At 67.0% G+C, this 20,735-nt stretch carries 22 protein-coding genes and 1 pseudogene; 11 read left to right on the forward strand and 12 right to left on the reverse strand.

The features are described 5' to 3' along the window. Positions 1-421 (forward strand): MMPL family transporter (locus tag ACWDTP_RS27305; RefSeq protein ID WP_450025635.1); only part of this gene is annotated, 421 nt, incomplete at its 5' end. Next, entirely contained in the window at positions 378-716 is a 339-nt protein-coding gene (locus ACWDTP_RS27310; protein ID WP_450025637.1) for a hemophore-related protein, read from the forward strand. The genes ACWDTP_RS27305 and ACWDTP_RS27310, both read left to right, overlap by 44 nt. Positions 717-721: 5 nt before the next feature. Here the strand turns inward: ACWDTP_RS27310 and ACWDTP_RS27315 are convergent, their stop codons facing one another. Then, the gene (locus ACWDTP_RS27315; protein WP_450025673.1) at positions 722-1,627 is read right to left on the reverse strand and encodes an IclR family transcriptional regulator; all 906 of its coding nucleotides are present in this window, start codon (positions 1,625-1,627) and stop codon (positions 722-724) included. Positions 1,628-1,787: 160 nt separating this feature from the next. Between ACWDTP_RS27315 and ACWDTP_RS27320 the strand changes: the two genes are divergently transcribed. Genes ACWDTP_RS27320 through ACWDTP_RS27330 form a run of 3 tightly spaced genes read left to right on the forward strand, consistent with a single transcriptional unit; the run spans position 1,788 to position 4,836 of the window. Next, a complete protein-coding gene (locus ACWDTP_RS27320) occupies positions 1,788-2,915 on the forward strand; it encodes a hypothetical protein (protein WP_450025639.1) in 1,128 nt (375 codons plus the stop codon). Positions 2,916-2,917: 2 nt separating this feature from the next. After that, positions 2,918-3,691 carry an SDR family oxidoreductase gene (locus tag ACWDTP_RS27325; protein ID WP_450025641.1) on the forward strand — a complete coding sequence of 258 codons (774 nt, stop codon included), beginning with the start codon at positions 2,918-2,920 and terminating at the stop codon, positions 3,689-3,691. Further along, complete coding sequence (locus tag ACWDTP_RS27330; protein ID WP_450025643.1) at positions 3,688-4,836, forward strand: sulfotransferase family protein; 1,149 nt, start codon at positions 3,688-3,690, stop codon at positions 4,834-4,836. The genes ACWDTP_RS27325 and ACWDTP_RS27330 overlap by 4 nt, the downstream gene beginning before the upstream one ends. Positions 4,837-4,923: 87 nt before the next feature. Here the strand turns inward: ACWDTP_RS27330 and ACWDTP_RS27335 are convergent, their stop codons facing one another. The 3 genes from ACWDTP_RS27335 to ACWDTP_RS27345 form a co-directional block, all read right to left on the reverse strand. Continuing rightward, a complete protein-coding gene (locus tag ACWDTP_RS27335; protein ID WP_450025645.1) occupies positions 4,924-5,403 on the reverse strand; it encodes a hypothetical protein in 480 nt (159 codons plus the stop codon). A gap of 4 nt (positions 5,404-5,407) precedes the next feature. Further along, entirely contained in the window at positions 5,408-6,592 is a 1,185-nt protein-coding gene (locus tag ACWDTP_RS27340; RefSeq protein ID WP_450025647.1) for a Rieske 2Fe-2S domain-containing protein, read from the reverse strand. Positions 6,593-6,697: 105 nt separating this feature from the next. Then, positions 6,698-7,324: a hypothetical protein gene (locus tag ACWDTP_RS27345; RefSeq protein ID WP_450025649.1), complete on the reverse strand. Its 627-nt coding sequence runs from the start codon at positions 7,322-7,324 to the stop codon at positions 6,698-6,700. A gap of 61 nt (positions 7,325-7,385) precedes the next feature. Here ACWDTP_RS27345 and ACWDTP_RS27350 point away from each other — a divergent pair, with 61 nt between their 5' ends. Beyond that, the gene (locus tag ACWDTP_RS27350; protein WP_450025675.1) at positions 7,386-7,925 is read left to right on the forward strand and encodes a gamma carbonic anhydrase family protein; all 540 of its coding nucleotides are present in this window, start codon (positions 7,386-7,388) and stop codon (positions 7,923-7,925) included. Here ACWDTP_RS27350 and ACWDTP_RS27355 read toward each other — a convergent pair whose 3' ends face one another. From ACWDTP_RS27355 to ACWDTP_RS27375, 5 genes are read right to left on the reverse strand one after another with little or no spacing between them, the layout of a single operon-like run. Continuing rightward, positions 7,926-8,351, reverse strand: a complete 426-nt coding sequence (locus ACWDTP_RS27355; protein ID WP_450025651.1) for a nuclear transport factor 2 family protein — start codon at positions 8,349-8,351, stop codon at positions 7,926-7,928. It abuts the gene before it with no gap. A 1-nt stretch (position 8,352) separates the two neighbouring features. Continuing rightward, entirely contained in the window at positions 8,353-9,231 is an 879-nt protein-coding gene (locus ACWDTP_RS27360; protein WP_450025653.1) for a TIGR03619 family F420-dependent LLM class oxidoreductase, read from the reverse strand. Further along, entirely contained in the window at positions 9,231-10,409 is a 1,179-nt protein-coding gene (locus ACWDTP_RS27365; protein ID WP_450025655.1) for a thiolase domain-containing protein, read from the reverse strand. The genes ACWDTP_RS27360 and ACWDTP_RS27365 overlap by 1 nt, the downstream gene beginning before the upstream one ends. Then, the gene (locus ACWDTP_RS27370; RefSeq protein WP_450025677.1) at positions 10,409-11,479 is read right to left on the reverse strand and encodes a thiolase domain-containing protein; all 1,071 of its coding nucleotides are present in this window, start codon (positions 11,477-11,479) and stop codon (positions 10,409-10,411) included. Before ACWDTP_RS27370 ends, ACWDTP_RS27365 begins: the two co-directional genes overlap by 1 nt. Then, the gene (locus ACWDTP_RS27375) at positions 11,476-12,468 is read right to left on the reverse strand and encodes a Zn-ribbon domain-containing OB-fold protein (protein ID WP_450025657.1); all 993 of its coding nucleotides are present in this window, start codon (positions 12,466-12,468) and stop codon (positions 11,476-11,478) included. Before ACWDTP_RS27375 ends, ACWDTP_RS27370 begins: the two co-directional genes overlap by 4 nt. A 67-nt stretch (positions 12,469-12,535) precedes the next feature. Here ACWDTP_RS27375 and ACWDTP_RS27380 point away from each other — a divergent pair, with 67 nt between their 5' ends. The 4 genes from ACWDTP_RS27380 to ACWDTP_RS27395 all read left to right on the forward strand — a co-directional run bounded on the left by ACWDTP_RS27380 (position 12,536) and on the right by ACWDTP_RS27395 (position 16,681). After that, entirely contained in the window at positions 12,536-13,567 is a 1,032-nt protein-coding gene (locus tag ACWDTP_RS27380) for an LLM class F420-dependent oxidoreductase (RefSeq protein ID WP_450025659.1), read from the forward strand. A 135-nt stretch (positions 13,568-13,702) separates the two neighbouring features. Then, entirely contained in the window at positions 13,703-14,419 is a 717-nt protein-coding gene (locus tag ACWDTP_RS27385; protein ID WP_450025661.1) for an acetoacetate decarboxylase family protein, read from the forward strand. Continuing rightward, positions 14,416-15,639, forward strand: coding sequence for a cytochrome P450 (locus tag ACWDTP_RS27390; RefSeq protein ID WP_450025663.1), 1,224 nt, complete (start codon positions 14,416-14,418; stop codon positions 15,637-15,639). Before ACWDTP_RS27385 ends, ACWDTP_RS27390 begins: the two co-directional genes overlap by 4 nt. Positions 15,640-15,649: 10 nt before the next feature. Continuing rightward, positions 15,650-16,681: a LacI family DNA-binding transcriptional regulator gene (locus tag ACWDTP_RS27395; RefSeq protein WP_450025665.1), complete on the forward strand. Its 1,032-nt coding sequence runs from the start codon at positions 15,650-15,652 to the stop codon at positions 16,679-16,681. A gap of 24 nt (positions 16,682-16,705) precedes the next feature. Here ACWDTP_RS27395 and ACWDTP_RS27400 read toward each other — a convergent pair whose 3' ends face one another. Together ACWDTP_RS27400 and ACWDTP_RS27405 are read right to left on the reverse strand one after the other, a co-directional pair. Continuing rightward, the gene (locus ACWDTP_RS27400; protein WP_450025667.1) at positions 16,706-17,485 is read right to left on the reverse strand and encodes an enoyl-CoA hydratase/isomerase family protein; all 780 of its coding nucleotides are present in this window, start codon (positions 17,483-17,485) and stop codon (positions 16,706-16,708) included. Continuing rightward, complete coding sequence (locus ACWDTP_RS27405) at positions 17,482-18,660, reverse strand: CaiB/BaiF CoA transferase family protein (RefSeq protein ID WP_450025669.1); 1,179 nt, start codon at positions 18,658-18,660, stop codon at positions 17,482-17,484. Before ACWDTP_RS27405 ends, ACWDTP_RS27400 begins: the two co-directional genes overlap by 4 nt. 211 nt (positions 18,661-18,871) lie before the next feature. Between ACWDTP_RS27405 and ACWDTP_RS27410 the strand changes: the two genes are divergently transcribed. Then, the gene (locus ACWDTP_RS27410; protein ID WP_450025671.1) at positions 18,872-20,230 is read left to right on the forward strand and encodes an MFS transporter; all 1,359 of its coding nucleotides are present in this window, start codon (positions 18,872-18,874) and stop codon (positions 20,228-20,230) included. Between the two features lie 202 nt (positions 20,231-20,432). Here ACWDTP_RS27410 and ACWDTP_RS27415 read toward each other — a convergent pair. Beyond that, positions 20,433-20,735, reverse strand: a pseudogene (locus tag ACWDTP_RS27415) (hypothetical protein); the annotation flags it as partial.

A 20,735-nucleotide genomic window follows, 5' to 3' on the forward strand; every position in this document is an offset into this window, starting at 1 on the left:
CATCAACACCGGCATCATCCGGGCGATGGGCGGCAGCGGAAAGGTGGTGACGGCCGCGGGTCTGGTGTTCGCCTTCACCATGATGTCGATGGTGGCCAGCGACCTGCGGATCATCGGACAGGTGGGATCGACCATCGGTATCGGCCTGTTGCTGGACACCCTGGTCGTCCGCGCCCTCATGACCCCGTCGATCGCCGCGCTGCTGGGCCGCTGGTTCTGGTGGCCGCAACGGGTTCGTCGTCGTCCCGCGCGGTGGCAGCCCGTTGCTGTTCGGTCCGCACCCCGGCCGGGTGCGACGGCTGCGGCAAATCCGCGAAAGCCCGGGAGAGTCCGCACCGGGCGGGTAAAATCCGGGCACAAGGGGAGGAGGTCTACCCATGTCGGGACGATTACCGTTCAGCCTGGCCCTCACCGCCGGTAGCCTGGCGTTGGCGTTCACCGCCGGTGCCGGTATCGCGTACGCGCAACCCAATTTGGATTCGGCCGTCAACACCAGCTGTAGTTACCCGCAGGTGATGGCCGCGGCGAATGCGCAAGATCCGGCGGCCGCCGCGAAGTTCGAATCCTCGCCGATGATGCAGTCGGTGCTGCGGCAGTTCCTCGCGGCACCGACCGAGCAGCGGCAGCGGATGGCCGAGGCGATCGTGAGTAATCCGGCGAACCAGGCCTCACTCGGCATACTGCAGGCCGTCTTCGACACCTGCAACAACTTCTGAGCGCGTCAGCGCGCCGGCTTGGTCCCACCGAGCTGGCGGGTGATCGCGTCGGCCGTCGCCACCAGGGCCCCGGCCCGTTCGGTGATCTCGTTGTGCGTCAAGGCCGTTCCGATGTGCATCGAGGCGGCCATGATTTGGCGCTGATAGTGGTCGAACACCGGCGCGGAGATGACGCTGATATCCGAACGGTCGGCCTCGACTTCGCCGCGCAGGTACACCCGCTCGCCGATGTCGGACACCAGTTCGCCGAGCAGCGCACGTAATTCGTCGGGCAGGGTGCTCGACATCCCCGCCATCAACGCATACAGCCGTCGGCCGCCCGGCGTCAGGCGTTCCACCAGATAGCCGTCGGTGCGGCAGTTTTCGATCACCCGCTGCAGCCGGGCGGATTCGGTGCGCAGCGGTACGGTCGGCGCCTTGGTCAGCCAGGCGTGCAGGGCCTCGTCGTCCCACAGCACAAACATCAGACCGACCGGGGGTGCGAACGGGTAGCTCTGCCCGATCCGGACGCCGACGTCGCGGCCCGGCGGGCCGACCAGCTCCAGCACGGTGATCCGGTCGTCGACGACGGCGGAGACGGCGGCGGTGGTGCCGAACGCCGACGACAGTTCGCGCAGTGCGGCGCGGGCAGCCGGGTTCACCCGCATCGACTCCTGTGCGCTGTGGCCGAGTGAAATGAGCGTCGGCCCAAGCCGATACGCCTTGTCCCGGCCTTCCCCGTCCCGCACCAGATAACCGGCATCGGTGAGCGTGGTCAGGATGCCGAGGCAGGTCGGCTTGCTCACCCCGGCCCGGCGGGACAGTTCCGACAGGCCGAACCGCTGGTCCGGGTGCCGGGCCAGAAAATCCAGCACGGCCACCACCCGCGCGGTGGGCGGCGAGGCCCGCCCGGCCGGGTCGGTATCCGACATACCCGACATGTCCGTCATCAAGCCTCCAGGCTGCCGACATCGACGCGAACATCGACGCGAACCTCGATACCAACATTGACGTGAATTGGAACGCGTTCTAGTCTCAGGTCAGAAACTCTACCACTGCGGTCCAATACTGGACCGAGAGAGCAGATGCCGGATGCATTCACAACCGCTGACCGACGCCATCGCCGAAGCCGAGCACCTCGTCGCCACCGCACCGTTCATCGAATCCGAGGCCGATCTGCTGGAGGGGCTGCAATACCTCGCGGGATGCATAGCCGGGTGCACGCACCTGGCCTTCCACTACGACCGCGACTACCCGTTCCTGCAGTCCGGGACCGGACCGTTCACCAAGATGGGCCTCGACAACCCCGACACGCTGTACTTCGGCACCAGGGTCCAGCCCGGCCACGAGTACGTCGTCACCGGGACGCGCGGAACCACCACCGATCTGAGCTTCCAGATGCTCGGCGGTGAATACACCGACGACAATGTGCCCGCCAGCCAGGCCGCCTTCGACGACCGTGAACTCGACATCGGCGCCGACGGCACCTTCGAGTGGCGGGTGACCCCGAGCAGCCCGTCCCAGCTGCTGATCCGCGAGGTCTACAACGACTGGTCGGCCCGGCGCGGCCAGATCAGCGTCGCCAGGACCGATACGGCAGGAGGGGCCCCGCCCCCGCTCACCAGGGAGCTGATCGACAAGCGCTACGCCGTCGCCGGTAAGCAACTGGTGCAGCGGGTCAAGACCTGGCTGCAGTTCCCGCAGTGGTTCTACGACAATCTTCCGGTCAACACCATGGTCGCCCCGCGGCTGACCCCGGGAGGCCTGGCCACCCAGTACTCGTCGGTCGGACACTTCGACCTGTCGGCCGACCAGGCGATGATCATCACCCTTCCGGTCAGCGACGCGCCGTATCTGGGCTTTCAGCTCGGCAGCCTCTGGTACATCTCGCTGGACTACATCAACCACCAGACCTCGCTGAACGGTACTCAGGCGCAGCCGGATCCGGACGGCAAGATCCGTATCGTGGTGTCGGATGCGAATCCTGGCGTGACCAACTGGTGTGAGACGCTCGGCCACGGTAAGGGTTACCTGCAGTTCCGCTGGCAGCGGCTGTCGCGTGCGCTGACCGAGGCCGACGGTCCCACCGTCGAGGTCCTCGACATCGACAAGGTGGCGCAGGCGCTCCCGTACTACGAATCCAACAAAATCTCCGATGAGGACTGGCGGTCACGAATCGCGCTGCGCCAGAAACAGATCGCCGACAGGATGGTGGGGTAGCGATGCTCAAGGACAAGGTGGTCGTGATCAGCGGGGTCGGGCCTGCGCTCGGCAGCACGCTGGCCCGGCGCTGCGCGCAGGCCGGTGCGGATCTGGTGCTGGCCGCCCGCACCGTCGAACGCCTCGACGAGGTGGCCAACGAGGTGGTGGCACTGGGTAGGCGGGCGACGTCGGTGGGCACCGACATCACCGACGAGGGACAGGTGGACAACCTGGTCTCCACCGCGCTGGAGGCCTACGGCAGGGTCGACGTTCTGATCAACAACGCGTTCCGGGTGCCTTCGATGAAGCCGTTGGCCAACACCACATTCGACCATATGCGCGACGCGATCGAACTGACCGTGTTCGGTGCCCTGCGGCTGATCCAGGGTTTCACCCCGGCCCTGGCCGAGTCGAAGGGTTCGGTGGTCAACGTCAACTCGATGGTCGTGCGGCACTCGCAGGCCAAATACGGTGCCTACAAGATGGCGAAGTCGGCGCTGCTGGCCATGTCGCAATCACTGGCCACCGAGCTTGGTGACAAGGGAATCCGGGTGAATTCTATTCTGCCCGGATATATCTGGGGCGGGACCCTGGAGAGCTACTTCGCCCACCAGGCCGGCAAGTACGGCACGACGGTCGACGAGATCTACCAGGCCACCGCCGCCGCCTCCGACCTCAAACGGCTGCCCACCGAGGACGAGGTGGCCTCGGCCATCCTGTTCATGGCAAGCGATCTGTCCAGCGGCATCACCGGGCAGGCACTCGACGTGAACTGCGGGGAATACAAGGCATGAGCACCGCCCGCACCAATGTCGGGACCGTCGAGGACCTGCACGCCTCCGCGGTCAAGGCCTGTGGGCTGGAGGATTTCGGCTCCGACGACGACAACTACCGCGAAGCGCTCGGCGTCCTGCTCGACTCGTATGCGCGCGATGCCGACCTGACCGAATTCGGCAGCAAGATGCAGCGGTTCTTCGTGCGCAACGCGCTGGTGGCCCGGTTGGTGTCGCAGGCGGCGTTCGCGCAGTACCCGCAGCACGCCGAGGTGTCCATCGAGCGGCCCATCTTCGTCACCGGGCTGCCGCGCACCGGTACCACCGCGATTCACCGCCTGCTCGCCGCGGATCCCCGCCACCAGGGCCTCGAGCTCTGGCTGGCGGAATTCCCGCAGCCCCGGCCGCCGCGCGAGACTTGGCCGCAGAACCCGGTTTTCGCCGAACTCGACGCCCGGTTCAAGCAGGCACACGAGGAGAACCCGGACTACACGGGCCTGCATTACATGACCGCCGACGAGGTCGAGGAGTGCTGGCAGCTGCTGCGTCAGTCGCTGCACTCGGTGTCCTACGAGACGCTGGCGCACATCCCGACCTATTCCCGGTGGCTGGCCCAGCAGGATTGGACGAAATCCTATGCGCGGCACCGCAAGAACCTCCAGCTGATCGGCCTCAACGAGCCAGGGAAGCGGTGGGTGCTGAAGAACCCCAGCCATCTGTTCGCGCTCGATGCGCTGATGGCGACCTATCCCGACGCCCTGGTGGTGCAGTGCCACCGGCCGGCCGAGACGATCATGGCATCGATGTGCTCATTGGCCCAGCACACCACCGAGGGCTGGTCGAACGGGTTCAGCGGAGACGTCATCGGCGCCGACGCGATGGAGACCTGGTCTCGGGGTTTGCGCCTGTTCACCGCCGAGCGGGCCGAACACGATGCGGCCCAGTTCTACGATCTGGACTACTTCGCGCTCATCGAGGATCCGGTCGGTGCGGTCGCGGACGTCTATCGGCACTTCGGCATCGAGCTGACCGATGACGCGCGCGCCGCGATGACCGCGACGCACGAGGAGAGCAGGAAGGGGCCCCGGGCACCCAAACACACCTACGCGCTGGCCGACTACGGATTGACCGACGAGGCGGTCCGGGAGCGCTTCACCGGCCTTTAACCCTCCCCGCGTTTCCTCGCGAGCAGACACAAAACTGCCCAATTTCCGTGCAACATAGGCAGGTTTGTGTCTGCTCGGCGGGAAAAGTCAGCCGTCGCCGGGGGCGGGGGCGCTCGATATCTCTTCGAGGCACCCCTCCGCCACGGCGTGTTTGATGCTGTCGGCGAGTCGCGGACACGACCGGCTGCGGCTGCTGTCGCCGCCGGCCGCCCGCAGCTCGGCGAACACCGCGCAGCGTTGGGTGGCCGCCGAGTTCCACTGCACCGCGGTATGTTCGGGACCCAGCTTCTTCACCGCCACGGTGACGTGGCAGTAGCGGCAGTCCACCGGGACCAGACCAGCCGTGAGATACCGCTCGCGGTCGCGCAGGCTCGCCTCCCGCACCGCGGCGGCACGCTCGGGATCTCCCGCGAAATCCGGTGCCTTCGACCATGACCCGGTGCCGGTCGACGGATTCTCGGGGTGGGCCGGATCGTCGTGGCCGTCGTCGTGACCGGAGAGTTGCAGCATCGAGCGGGCCAGCCTGTCGACATCTGGCGTCTGAATCCGCTCGTCGTGCGTGGTCATGGCGCTAGCTCGGCTGCTCCGCCTTATCGGCTTCCTGGCGCTTGAGGTTCTCCTCGACCTCCACATGCCATTTCTCGTTGGCCGTGGTGGTGTCGACCTCGACCTCGAAGCGGTCGGTCATCTCCGGGGTGACATCGGCGACGTCGACATAGAACTGCTGGTACCAGCGCCGCATCTGGTACACCGCGCCGTCCTCCTCGACCAGCAGCGGATTGTCGATCCGGGTCTTGTGCTTCCAGATCTCGACGTCCTGCAGGAAGCCCTTGCTGACGCCCTCGGTGAACACCCGCGCCAGCTTGTCGGTGGTCTTCTCGTCCAGCCCCTTGGGCTTCTCGACGATCACGCCCCACTGCAGCACGAACGAGTTCTGGTCCACCGGGTAGTGGCAGTTGATCAGGATCGACTCGGCCTTGAAGCCGCCGTAGTTGTTGTGCAGCCAGTTGATCATGAACGACGGCCCGAAGTAGGAGGCCTCCGAGTCCAGGTGTGCCTCGCCATAGGTGGTGCCCATGTCGTTGACGTCGGGCCGGCCCACGTTGTGCAGGTACTGCGAGGCGATGTGACCCTCGAACACGTTCTTGAAGAACGTCGGCAGGCCGAAGTGGATGTAGAAGAAGTGCGCCATATCGGTGACGTTGTCGATGATCTCGCGGCAGTTGGAGCCCTCGATGAGCATCGTGTTCCACCGCCAGTCGGTCCACCCGTCGTCGGCGAACTCGGGGATGTCGGGGACCCGCACCTCGGGCTGCGGCGGGTTGCCCTCATGGTCGTGCCAGACGAACAGCAGGCCGCCGCGGACATCGGTGTGCCAGGCCCTGGTGCGGGCCAGCCGCGGGGTCCGCTTGGCGTAGGGGACCAGCTTGCACTTGCCGTCGCCGCCCCAGCGCCAATCGTGGAACGGGCAGGCCACCTCGTCGCCCTTGATGCTCCCCTGCGCCAGGTTTCCGCCCATGTGTCGGCAGTAACCGTCGAGAACCTTCAGGTCGCCGTGGGAGTCGGCGAACACCACCAGCATGGTGCCGAAGATCTCGATGCCGTGCGGTTCGCCGTCCAGGAAGTCCTTCACCGGGCCGAGGCAATGCCAGCCGCGGGCATATCGATCGGGCAGTACACCGGTGTCGATTTCGCGAACCGCGGCACCACCCGCGCGGTCGCTTCGGTCCTGCCGGTCGACGGTCTCGGTAGCCATGACGCCTCCAGTCCTCGCTCTCTAACTAGAACACGTTACAGTTTTGTGCCCGGGTCTGGCAATAATTGGGTGCGTGACCTGCGGCATACCCCGAATATCGGGGGGCTATTCCCGCTCCGGGAGCCCGATCCGCAGGGCGATCTGCTGCATCCTGCCGACACTGGCCACCGTCTGCGGCGGCACCGGATCGTCGATATTGCTGTCGAACTGCAGCCGGACCAGCGCCCGGCCCTGGGCGAACATCAGCAGGGTGACGGCCTTGGAGTTGTCCGGTGCCGTGCCCGAGATGACCGTGCCCCCGGTTCCCACCGGGATCGGCTCGGGTGACCCGCCGGTCACGATCATGCTGATCGCGGCCGAAGCCTGCCGCAGGGTGGCCGTCGCGGTCGCGACGTCCGGATAGATCAGGATGGTGTCGGCGATGGCCCTGGTGTCGTCGGCGTTGACGAACAACGCGCTGGCCCCGGCCTGGCCGTCGGGATTGACGTCGGTCGAGCGGGCGGTGAAGGCATTGGGCGGAATGCTGACGTCCTCGGCCTGCAGCAGGAGATGGCTGTAGTCGGAGGCCTGCGCCTTCGGAGACGTCGTGGTGGAGGCCGGGGCGGGCAGGCCGGGGACGCCGCCGGTCGCCACCTCGCCCGTCGTCGAGCAGGCGCCGGCGGTACCCACCACCGCCACGGCGAGACCGGCGGTGAGGACACGGTTCAGGCGGGTGCGAATCGGGGACGACATACTTACGGCCACGGTACCCGCACCGCAGGTGGGGGCGCCTGCGCTGCGGTATATGTGGACGATGCCGTTGTACTCGTTCGAGGGTCATACGCCAAGGGTCGACGCCCGGGCCTTCGTCGCCCCGACCGCCACACTGGTCGGCGACGTCACGGTCGAGGCGGGAGCCTCGGTGTGGTTCAACACCGTGCTGCGCGGTGACTTCGCGCCGATCGTGGTGCGGGAGGGGGCCAACGTGCAGGACGGCTCCGTGCTGCACGCCCCACCCGGAATCCCGGTCGACATCGGCCCCGGTGCGACCGTGGCGCACATGTGCGTGGTGCACGGAGTCCATGTCGGGGCCGAGGCGCTGATCGCCAACCATTGCACGGTGCTCGACGGGGCGGTGATCGGGCGGCGCAGCCTGATCGCCGCGCACTCCCTGGTCGTCGGCGGGACGAAGATCCCCGACGAGGTTCTGGTCACCGGCGCGCCGGCGAAGGTGCGGGGGCCGATCGCTGGGACCGGCGCAGGCATGTGGGTCGAGACCAACCCGCAGGCCTATCGGGACCTTGCGCAGCGCTATCTGGCCGGGCTCGAGGAGCTTCCCGACCTGCCGCAGTGACTAACTGTCGACCTTCGTCGCCGTTGCGGCCGCCCGATCGACCTCCCAATAGGCCCGCAGGGCGATCAGCTTTCCGGCGTCGTCGACCCGGTAGGTGAACACGCCCTCGGTGATGATCCGGTGCCCGCCCATCGTGGTCACGATGCTGCCGACGTTGGCCTCCTCATCGCCGCACTGGAAGGTGTCGACGAAATCGAACTCCAGGTTGTCGGTCGGTGCGATGGCCTTGTCCCAGAATGCCGCGATCGCTTCCTTACCCCGGTGCCCGGTGCCCTCCGGATCGAAGAACGAAGGTCCGATCGGATCCTGCACGATCGCGTCGTCGGCGAACACCGCCAGCCAGGCATCCTTGTCCCGCGCCGCCACCGCGGCACGGGACCGCTTGCCCGCGAGGTGAGCCGGGTGTTCGGGGTTTGTGATGGCCATGTCAGCCCTGCCAGCCGGAGTGGATGTAGGTGTCGGCGAACCGCCGCAGCGAGTCCTGCTTCTTTTCCAGCGGCGCGTCGAAGCCCAGCCCCTCCAGCAGCCACGGAATGACGATGTTGTCGGTGATCCCGGCCTCGGCGAGTTCCCGATGGCCGTCGAGGTCGAACTTGTCGATACAGACCGCCTGGAACTCGAATGGCTGGTCCGCCCGGCCGTACTCGGCTCGCAGCGCGTCGATCTGCTGGACCGTCTCGGCCAACTGAGCGCACGTCATCATCGCGCTGGTCCAGCCGTCGCCCACCCGGGCGGCCCGCTTGAGTGCGACCGGGGTGTGCCCGCCGACATAGAACGGCACCGGCTCGCTCGGCGCCGGGCTCATCTGCAATCGCTCGAAATCGTAGAACTCGCCGTGGAACTCGACCATGCCGCCGCCGAGTACCAGCCTGAGCACCTCGATCATTTCGTCGACCCGGGCGCCGCGTTTGGCGAACGGCACCCCGCACCACTCGAATTCCTCAGGTGCCCAACCGATTCCGACACCGAAGCCGAACCGGTTGCCGGTCAGGTTCGCCACCGAGCCGACCTGGCGGGCCAGCAGCAGCGGATTACGCGAGCCGAGCTTCATGACGTTGGTGTAGAACCGCAGCGTCGAGGTCGCCGCGCCCATGGAGGCCGCCGCGATCAGCGGATCCACCCACGGAGTCTCGGCGGTCCACATCCGTGACCCGTCCGGCGTGTACGGATAGTCCGCCGCCTGCTTCTCCATGTAGAACAGCGAATCCGGCAGCGCGATCGCATCGAATCCGACCTCCTCGGCGGTGCGGGCCAAACCGGTCAGATGTTCGAGCGGGCCCATCGCCACGCTCAGTGTGTATTTCATCATTTGGCCACGGGCTTGTCGCTCGCGACCACCCACATCGAGTAGTACTGCGCGCCACCGCCGTAGGCATGGCCGAGGGCTTTGCGGGCACCCTCGACCTGGTGGTCACCGGCCTTGCCCATCACCTGGATCGCCGACTCGGCGAACCGGATCATCCCGGACGCCCCGATCGGGTTGGACGACAGCACGCCGCCGGACGGATTGAACGGGATCCGGCCGCCGATCGCCGTTTCGCCTGCCTCGGTGAGTTTCCAGCCGTCGCCCTCCGCGGCGAACCCGAGGCTTTCCAGCCACATCGGCTCGTACCAGGAGAACGGCACATACACCTCGGCGACGTCGATCTCGTCGATCGGGCTGGTGATCCCGGCGGCGCTCCACAACGCCGCCGCGGCATCCCGGCTGGCCTGCGGGTTGACCTGATCGCGTCCCGCATAGGCCAGCGGTTCGGTCCGCAGCGCGGTGGCGTGGACCCAGGCCACCGGATGCCCCGCCGCGACCCGGGAATCGGCGATCTGCTCGTCCCCGATCACCATGGCCGCCGCGCCGTCCGAGGACGGGCAGGTCTCGTCATAGCGGACGGGATCCCACAGCATCGGCGATTCCATCACCTTCTCCAGCGTGATGTCGGGCTGGTGCAGGTGGGCCAACGGGTTCCTGGCGCCGTTGAGCCGGTCCTTGACCGCCACCATCGCGCCGATGTGATCCGGGGCGCCGGAGCGGCGGATGTAGGCCCGGATGTGCGGCGCGAAGTAGCCGCCCGCGCCCGCGCCGACCGGCTTGGTGAACGGCACCGGAATGGAAAGTGCCCACATGGCATTCGACTCGGACTGCTTCTCCCACGCCATCGTCAGCACTCGCCGGTACTTACCGGACTGCACCAGGCTGGCGGCCACGATCGCGGTCGACCCGCCGACCGAACCCGCGGTGTGCACCCGGATCAGCGGCTTGCCGGTGGCGCCGACGGCGTCGGCCATGAACAACTCGGGCATCATCACGCCCTCGAAGAAGTCGGGCGCCTTGCCGACCACCACGGCGTCGATGTCGTCGAACGTGCAGTCGGAGTCGCGGAGCGCCCTATCTATGGCCTCGCGTACCAGGCCGTTCATCGACACGTCCTTGCGTTTGGCCACATACTTCGTCTGCCCGGTACCGAGGACGGCCGCGAGTTGCTTTGCCATTATTTGCCCTCCATCACGGCGACCAGATTCTGTTGCAACGCCGGACCGCTCGTCGCGTGTGCCAGCACGCGGCCGGCGGAGCCGTCGAAAATATGTTGTGCGGCAAGGCCGATCCGCTCCAGGCCGGCCGAGAACACCGGATTCGCGGCGAGGGCCCCGCCCGACGGGTTGATCTTCGCCGAGTCGGGCAGGCCGATGGACTCTTTGAGGATCAGCTGCTGATGGGTGAACGGTGCGTAGAGTTCGGCCACCTCGATCGAGCCGGCATCGCCTGCGGTGGCGGCCTTGGCCGATGCGGCCGTCGACGCCGACGTGGTCAGGTCCCTCGCGCCCAGCACCGGTGTCTCGATGCGGTGCTCGATACCGGTGATCCAGGCAGGGTTCTCCCGGAGTTCGCGCGCCCGGTCCCCGGAGGCCAGCACGATCGCCGACGCACCGTCGGTGATCGGGGCGATGTCGTGGCGCCGGAGCGGATCGGCGAAGTATGGCCGGGCCAGCAGTTCGTCGACGGTGGCGGCGGATTCGACGGAGTCGACCCGGTCGGCAGCGGCGAACGAATCCAGTGCCACCTGGGCCATCTGCTCGGCGGTCCACGTGCCGGCGTCCAGGCCCAGGCGCGCCTGCAAGCCGGCCATCGACACCGAGTCGGGCCAGAGTGGAGCCACCGTGTACGGATCGGTCTGCATCGCGAGCACGCGGCGCAGGGTGCCTGCCGACGATTTGCCGAAGCCGTACACCAGCGCGGTCTCGATCTCGCCGGTGAGCAGCTTGATGTAGGCCTCATACAGCGCCCATGCGGCGTCCATCTCGACGTGCGACTCGTTGATCGGTGGAACGGCGCCAATCGAGTCGATCGCCGAGATGAACGAAAAGGCGCGACCAGCAAGGTAATCGGACGATCCGGAGCACCAGAATCCGATGTCGGTCTGCTTGATGCCCAGCTCTTGGTAGATCGACGCGAAACACGGCATCAGCATCTCGACACCATTGGTGGTGCCGTCGGTGCGGCGCACGTGAGGAGCGTGGGCGAAACCCACAACAGCCACTTCAGTCACAGTCGAACCTTTCAGAGGTGGTGCTTGTAGGAGTCGTAGTCGGCGTCGGGCTCCCCGGTCGGCCGGAAGTACTCGATGTTGTCGATGCCGAAGTCCCACTCCTCGCGGGGCTTCCAGACCGCCTGGACCCGCATACCCATCCGCACATCGGCGGCGTCGATATCGGACACCAGATGCAGGAACGCGATGTCGGCACCGTCGAGCAGCACATAGGCGGCGACGTAGGGCGGCTTGATCCGCTGGCCGGCGAACGGGATGTTGATGATCGCGAACGTCGTGACGGTGCCCTTGTCGGGCAACTCCACGAACTGGTCGAGGACCTTCCCGGTCGCGGGGTCGGCCTCCTTGGCCGGGAAGTACAGCTTGCCGTCGGCCCCGGTGCGAGCCGCGAGCAGCTTGCCGTCCTTGAGGGCCTTCAGGTACGCGGTCTCGGCGAGCGAGGCGGTGTGCTCGATCTCGATGCTCGACGGCGCCACCTGGATGGTGACCGGTTCGAGGTCGTCGGCCGCCTCGGGAACGTCCTCGGCCCGGTCATCGAGCGCGAAGTAGGCGATATCGGTGATCGCACCGACCGGTTCGTCGATCCAGTGCGCGTGCACCCGGGCTCCGGTGCTGATCGCGTCGGCCGACGGTGCGTCGACCGCGTGCAGCATGGCCGTGTCGGCGCCGTCCAGCTTGACCAGGGCCCAGGCGAACGGGCGGTCCAGCGGTTGCCCCGCCAGCGGCTCGGCCTGCCAGGTCCAGGACAGCACGGTCCCGACGCTGGCGACCTCGACGACGTCGGTCAGCGGCTCGTAGGTGACGGGGTCATACTCAGCGGGCGGAACGAGCACCCGTCCGTCCGAGCCGCGCACGCCGACGATGCGTCGCGAGCGCAGGGCGGTGAAGAACCGGCTGAGGAGCGGTCCGACCGAACGGGTGTAGTCGAAGGACAGCTTCAGAGGCGCCGCAAGGGGCGGCTCATGGCTTTCGATCTGCACCGGGCTGCTTTGGCTGGTGGTCACAGCATCGAGTAGAACAGGTTCTAAGAGCGGTTTCAAGCGATCGTTGAAAGGCTAGAAAGGCAATCTAATGAAGCTGGGTCTTCAGCTCGGATATTGGGGTGCGCAGCCTCCCGCAAATCACGCGGAGTTGGTCGCCGCCGCCGAGGACGCCGGGTTCGACACCGTGTTCACCGCCGAAGCCTGGGGGTCGGATGCGTTCACCCCGCTGGCCTGGTGGGGGCGCGAGACCAGCCGGCTGCGGCTGGGCACCTCGGTGGTGCAGCTGTCGGCGCGGACACCGACCGCATGCGCGATGGCCTCGCTGACGCTGGATCATCTGTCCGGCGGCAGGCACATCCTCGGCCTCGGGGTGTCCGGGCCGCAGGTCGTCGAGGGCTGGTACGGGCAGCGCTTCCCCAAGCCACTGGCCCGCACCCGCGAGTACGTCGACATCATCCGCCAGGTCTGGGCCAGGGAGGCCCCGGTGACCAGCGCGGGACCGCACTATCCGCTGCCGGTCTCTGGTGCGGGCACCACCGGGCTGGGCAAACCACTCAAGCCGATCACCCACCCGCTGCGCGCCGATATCCCGATCATGCTTGGCGCCGAGGGGCCCAAGAACGTGGCCATGGCCGCCGAGATCTGTGACGGCTGGCTGCCGATCTTCTACACGCCGCGGATGGCCGACACCTACAACGCCTGGCTCGACGAGGGCTTCGCGCGTCCGGGCGCACGCCGGTCGCGGGAGACCTTCGAGATCTGCGCGACGGCCAACATCGTCATCACCGACGACCGGCCCGCGGCGTTCGCGGCCATGAAGCCCTACCTGGCGCTGTACATGGGCGGGATGGGTTCGGAGGACACCAACTTCCACGCCGAGGTCTACCGCAGGATGGGCTACGGAGGTGTGGTCGACGAGGTCACCGCGCTGTTCCGGTCCGGCCGTAAGGACGAGGCCGCGAAGGTGATTCCCGACCAGGTGGTCGACGATGCCGCCATCGTCGGGGACAAGGATCATGTGCGCGAGCAGATCAAGGCGTGGGAGGCCTCGGGCGTTACCACGATGGTGGTCAGCGGCCGCAGCGCCGAGCAGATCCGCGAGCTCGCCACCCTCGTGTAGGTGCCCCAATTTCTCCGCGAGCAGACGCGGGGGTACCCGAAATCGCGTCGAGACGGGTACCGACGCGTCTGCTCGCGAGGGAAAGCCGGTAGACACTTCTTGCACGTTGTCTAGAACGCGTTCTAGATTTGAGGTGTGACCGAGCACACCATCTCCGGCTCCGTGGTGACCATGCCGGTGCGGATCCGGACCGCCGACCAGCACATGGCCATGTTCTCGGTGGACGCCGACGCAGCGCAGCGGATGATCGACTACAGCGGCCTGCGGGTCTGCCGGTACCGGCCGGGGCGGGCCGTCGTCGTCCTGATGCTCATGCGCTACATCGACGGAGACCTGGGCGAGTACCTGGAGTACGGCACCAACGTCATGGTCAACCCGCCCGGGTCGACCGCGAGCGGGCCGCGGGCCCTGCAATCGGCGGGGGCGTTCATCCACCATCTCCCGGTCGATCAGGCGTTCACCCTGGAGGCCGGCCGGTCCATCTGGGGTTATCCGAAGGTCATGGCGGACTTCACCGTTCGCGACGGGCGGCAGTTCGGCTTCGATGTCAGCATCGACGGCAGGCTCGCGGTCGGGATGGAGTTCCGCCCCGGTCTCCCGATGCCCCGTTCGCTCACGTCCAAGCCGCAGGTGCACCCCACCTACACGCACCTGGACGGCGTCACCCGGCAGACCGCGGGCCAGATGCGGCTGACCGGCGTGCGTTACCGGCCCGGCGGCGTTCGGCTCTGGCTCGGCGACCACCCCTATGCGCACGAGCTCGCATCGCTGGGTCTGCCCAAGCGGGCCCTGGTGTCGAGTTCGGCCGACAACGTGCAGATGACCTTCGGTGATGCCGAGGAGATTTCATGACCCAGGTGCTGGCCGGCGCCAAGCCGGACGTCGATCTCTCCGACGGCACGTTCTACGCCGACGGCGGCGCGCGTGCGGCGTACCGCTGGATGCGGGCCAACCAGCCGGTGTTCCGTGACCGCAACGGCCTGGCGGCGGCCACCACCTATCAGGCCGTCATCGACGCCGAACGCAACCCCGAGCTGTTCTCCTCGACCGGCGGCATCCGCCCCGACCAGCCCGGTATGCCGTACATGATCGATATGGACGATCCCCAGCATCTGTTGCGGCGCAAGCTCGTCAACGCCGGATTCACCCGTAAGCGCGTCATGGACAAGGTGGGCTCGATCGGCACGCTGTGCGACACCCTGATCGACGCGGTCTGTGAACGCGGCGAGTGCGATTTCGTCCGCGATATTGCCGCTCCACTGCCGATGGCGGTGATCGGCGACATGCTCGGCGTGCTGCCCGAGGAACGCGCGCTGCTGCTGCAGTGGTCCGACGACCTGGTGTGCGGGCTGTCTTCGCACGTGGACGAGACGGTGATCCAGAAACTCATGGACACCTTCGCGGCGTACACGGCGTTCACCATGGACGAGATCAAGAAGAGGCGGGCCAACCCGACCGATGATCTTTTCTCGATCCTGGTCAACGCCGAGGTCGAGGGGCAGCGGATGAGCGATGACGAGATCGTCTTCGAGACCCTGCTGATCCTCATCGGCGGCGATGAGACCACTCGGCACACTCTGTCGGGTGGGGCCGAACAGCTGCTGCGGCACCACGATCAATGGGAATCGCTGGTGGCGAATCCCGATGCCCTGCCCGGTGCCATCGAAGAGATGCTGCGCTGGACCTCACCAGTGAAGAACATGTGCCGCACGCTCACCGCCGACACCGAGTTCCACGGCACCGCACTGCAGGCCGGTGAGAAGATCATGCTGATGTTCGAGTCGGCCAACTTCGACGAGGCCGTGTTCGGCGATCCGGACGTCTTCCGGATCGACCGGAACCCGAACAGTCACATGGCGTTTGGTTTCGGCTCCCATTTCTGCCTCGGCAACCAGCTGGCCCGTCTTGAGCTGCGACTGATGCTGGAACGGTTGCTGGTCCGGCTGCCCGACCTTCGCCTGGCCGACGGTGCGCGGGTGCCGCTGCGGGCGGCGAACTTCGTCAGCGGCCCCGAGTCGATGCCCGTGGTGTTCACCCCGACCGCGCCGGTGGGGGGCCTGAGCGTCGCATAACATTGGCGCCATGGGCACACTCGACGACGTCGCACGCGCCGCCGGCGTCTCGAAATCAGTGGCCTCCCGTGCGCTGACCGGTGATGCCCGGGCACGGATGAGCGAGGCGACGCGGGCCCGGGTCCTGGCCGCCGCCGCACAGTTGGACTACGTGCCCAACGCGCGTGCCCGCGCGCTGCGTCAGTCCCGTTCCGGTGCAATAGGTCTTATCGTCCCGGACGTCAACAACGCGGTGTTCGCCGATATGGTCGCCGGTGTGCAGGCGGTCACCACCGGGCACGGCACAGATGTCCTCCTCGGCCAGGTGGATCCCCCTCCGGCGGGCGGCAGGCAACTCTCCCGGCTGGTACGTGAGGGCCGGGTGGACGGACTGCTCCTGCAGCGCCGTGAAGATTTCGACGACGTCATGCTGGCCGCGGTGCTGCAGCCGGGCATCCCGGCGATCACCGTCAACTCCCGGTTACCCGGCCGGGTGGGATCGGTGATCCTGGATGACCAGCGGGGGACGGCGACGGCCACCGAATACGTGATCGGGTTGGGGCATCGCCACATCGCCTTCATATCGGGCACCGACACCCATGACACCGCGCGGCGCCGCAAGAGCGGCTACCTCGACGCGATGGGTGCCGCCGGCTTGACCCCCGACCCGCACTGGATCGTCGACGCGGGCTGGGAGGCCGACGCCGGTGCGGTCGCCGTCGAGCGCTTGTACCGGGAGGCCGCACTCGGCCGGGCCGGTGGTCCGACGGCGGTCGTGGTCGCAAGCGTCAACGCCGCCGTCGGCGCCGCCTCCAGCGCGCTGCGGCTCGGCGTTCGGATTCCCGACCAGCTGTCGATCATCGGCATCAACACCACCTGGGTTTCCGACACCGTCTATCCGGCCATCTCGACCGTGCGGTTGCCGTTGCGCCACCTCGGTGAGTTGTCGGCGACCATGCTGCTGAACCACCTCGGCGGTGCCCCGCTGGCCGACCTCGTGGCCGACGAGCCCGCGCCGGAGTTGGTCATCAGGGAGACGACAGGGCCCCCGGCCGGCCTCTGAGCTCGGAATCACTCAAACGCATTGTCAGCACCCGAATTTCGCGGGCCGCTTCTCGGTGAACGCGGCGACGCCCTCGATTCCGTCGGTCGAGGTGAACAACCTCATCAACGTAGCCCGTTCGTCGCTGTAGGCCAGTGCCCGCTCGGTCCCGGAGGCGAGTTCCTTGGTGGCGGCCAGAGCCGTCGCCGAGGAGCCGGCGAGTTGACGGGCGATGTCGAGCGAACGGCCCACGCTCTCGCCCTGTGCCACCACCTCGTTGACCAATCCGAGTGCGTGAGCCTGGGCGGCGGTCAGCCGTTGTTGAAGCATGATGAGCTGTTTGGCCTTTCGGCCGCCGACCTGGGCGGCCAGGCGTTGGGTGCCGCCCCAGCCGGGGATCAGCCCCAGCGAGACCTCGGGCAGTCCCAGTTTGGCCGTCTCGCCGGCGATCACGATATCCGTCGCCAGCGCTACTTCGAAGCCGCCGCCAAGGGCCATGCCCTCCACAGCCGCCAGCACCGGGACGGGCACCGTGCTGATCGTCTCCACGAGAACGCCTGCCGCCCGGGTGAGTTCACCGATCTCGCCCTGATCGCCGCGTCCGTAGACCGAGATGTCGGCACCCGCGCAGAAGAACGTCCCGCCGCTGATCACGATGACCCGGGTGGTGTCGGAGCGGTCGTCGATCAGGCGGGTCAGCGACCGGACCATCCGCAGGTCGAAGGCGTTGCGCTTGTTCGGCCGGTTGAGGGTCACGTGCAGGATTCCCGGGTCGGTGTCGGGGTCCACCGTCACCGACTGTTCGGTGTCCAGGTTCTCGGTCATGACTTGCCCACTTTCGCTTGTAGCCGTTCGATATCAGCTGCGCCGTAGCCCAACTCGACGAGCAGGGATCGGTTCGCGCCGCCCAGTTCGGGTGGCAGCGTGCGGACGCCGGGGCGTTCGCCGTCGTAGCGGACGGGATGCCCGAGCAGCCTGACGGTCCCGGCCCGGGGATGTTCGATTTCGATCACCGACCGGTTGTGGCGGACCTGGGGATCCTCGATGACGTCGGCATAGGTGTTGACCGGTGCGAACCACACATTGGCCGCGGTGAAGACCGCGCTCCACTCATCGGTCGACCGTTCGGCCATATGCTTGGCCACCCGTTCGTTGACCTCTTCGCGTCGGGCGTAGGACGAGTCCTCGCCGACGGCGGTGAACCAGTCGTCCTCGAAGACCCCGGCCAGAACCTGCAGCGCGTTCAGGGACAGGGTGAGGTGGCCGTCGGCGGTCGCGAAAACCCCATATGGGGCTTTGTAATACGGTGACGACACCCCGCTCGCGCTGCGCTTGCCGGTGAACCCGTTCAGGAAGTACGACAGCGGCTCGATCTGCAGGTCGAGTGCCGCACTGAGCAGATTGCTCTCCACCCGCGCACCCCGGCCGGTGCGCTCCCGGCCATGCAGGGCGGCCAGGATGCCGAACGCACCGAGCACGGCTCCGTGCTGGTCGATGAGCGAGGCACCTACCGGGGTCGGTGGGGCGTCGGCCGCACCGGTTGCGGCGGCGATCCCCGACATCGACTGCAGCAACACATCCTGCCCCGGACGATCCTTGTAGGGACCGTCGCTGCCGTAGCCGGACAGCGAGCAATAGACCAGCCGCGGATTGCGTTCGCGCAATCGGTCCCAGCCGAGCCCCAGCCGGTCCATCACCCCCGGCCGGAAGCTCTCGATGAGCACGTCGGCCTCGGCGGTCAGGCGCAGCACGACCTCCAGCCAGTCCGGGTCCTTCAGGTCGACGACCAGGCTCGCGACGTTGCGATTGCCCAACAGGAAGAACACGCTCTCGCCGTTGACGTAGGCGTCCGGACCGGACCAGGTCCGCTCGAAGGCCCCGGATGGCGGCTCGATCTTGACCACCTGGGCGCCCAGGTCGGCGAGCATCTGGGTGGCGGACGGCCCCTGCAGAAAGTGCGTGAAGCTGACGACCCGGATCCCTTCGAGCATGGACACCATCAACGCCTCCTCGTGAATTCGAAGTCGGGTGGGCGGGCCTTCCCGCCGCGGTACGAACCCGTGTGGACAACCGATTGTGCACCTTTAGGCGATTTTGCGCAATCGGTTGTTTACTGGGCATACTTCGTGCTTCACTGGCGGGGCCGTGACCTGGGGCACAGGATTTCCGGGCCGCGTACCGTCCAGCCGCTGTGAGTCGATAGGAGCCGTTATGGCCAACGCCACCCAGCAGACCCCGTCAGCCGTGGTCGCACTGCGAAGAGTCGTCGCAGCATCAATGGCCGGGTCGGTGATCGAGTGGTATGAATTCCTGCTCTACTCGGCCGCTTCTGCGCTGGTCTTCGGCACCCTGTTCTTCCCCAAGTCCGACGACGCGCTGGACGGCGTGATCAACGCCTTGCTGATCTACGCGGTGGGCTTCATCGCCCGCCCGCTCGGTGGGCTGGTCTTCGGCTATTTCGGTGACCGGGTGGGCCGCAAGAAGCTGCTGCAGGTCAGTCTGTTGCTGGTGGGGGGTTCCACATTCGCGATCGGATGTATCCCGGGATATGCCAGCATCGGCATCCTGGCCCCGCTGATCCTGGTGGGCCTGCGCTTCGTCCAGGGCGTCGGCGTCGGCGGCGAATGGGGCGGCGCGGTGCTGCTGGTGGCCGAACACAGCCCGAACGAGAGTCGATCGTTCTGGACCAGCTGGCCGCAGGCCGCCCTGCCGCTCGGCAATTTCATTGCGACACTGGTGCTTACGGGACTGTCGTTCGCCATGTCGGAAGCGGCATTCCAATCCTATGGCTGGCGCATCGCGTTCTGGCTGTCCGCGGTGATCGTCGTCGTCGGCTACTACATCCGAACCAAAGTGGACGAGGCGCCGCTGTTCGTCGCGGCCCGCGAAGCTGCCGAGGCATCCAGGCAAGCCACGCCGAGCGCCCTGCAGGTCATCAGGACCTACCCGCGTCAGGTTCTGATCGCGATGGGTGCCCGGGTGGCCGAGAACATCATGTACCAGATGGTCGTCACGTTCTCGATCACCTACTTGGCGTTCACGATCGGCAGTTCGGCCACCGAGATTCTGATGCTCATTCTCGGGGCGCATGCCATTCATTTCATCGTCGTTCCGCTGTACGGCCGTCTGGCCGATGGGTGGGGCCGCAAACCCGTCTTTCTGTTGGGCTCGGTGCTGGCGATCGGATGGGGCTTCGTGGGCTTCCCGCTGCTGGCCACCGGCAACGACTGGTGCATCCTGCTGGGGATCACGCTGGGTCTGCTGGTGCACGGCCTGATGTATGCGCCGCAGCCGGCGATGATGGCCGAGATGTTTCCGACTCGGATGCGCTACACGGGAGTGTCGCTCGGGTATCAGGTGACGTCGATCTTCGCCGGCTCGCTGGCGCCGTTCATCAGCACCTCGCTGTTGCGGTCGTACGGGTCGTGGGTGCCGGTGGCCTGCTATCTGGCTGTGGCCGCCGTGATCTCGACGGTTGCCGTCGGCTTCCTCGTCGAAACCAAGGGTGTCGATCTGGCCGTCCTGGACGGCCGAGGCGACGACGACCCGGTGGCTGTGGCGAACCTGTGAATCCGATGTCCGACTTAAGTATCGGCTGTGTGGGCGGACCCGGGTGTTCCCATAGTTAATCTAATTAGATAGTCTCGTGAAATCGGGGGACGACGGGACGATCGAAGGGGGTACCTATGCCACGCCATCTACCTGGACGCCGTGTGATGAGCGGGATGTTGTTGAGTGGGGCGCTGCTCGCGGGCGCCATGGGCATGGCGGCTCAGGCGAACGCGCAACCAGTGACGAGCGCGGCGCCGGCCGGCGTCCAGCTGGCTCCGGCTCCGCTGTTCCCGCCACCGCCACCGCCGCCACCGCCCTTCTGGGGCCCGCCACCGCCACCGCCCCCACCGTTCTGGGGACCCCCGCCGCCGCCTTTTTGGGGACCGCCGCCGCCGCCGTTCTGGGGCCCGCCGCCGCCCCCGCCGCGGCCGTGGGGACCGCCGCATCGTCCGCATTGGTGACCGCGAGATAGCGCGAGCAGACGCGGCGGTACCCGGAAATGCGCGACAACGGGTACCGCCGC

This window comes from Mycobacterium sp. NPDC003449 (assembly GCF_053588415.1).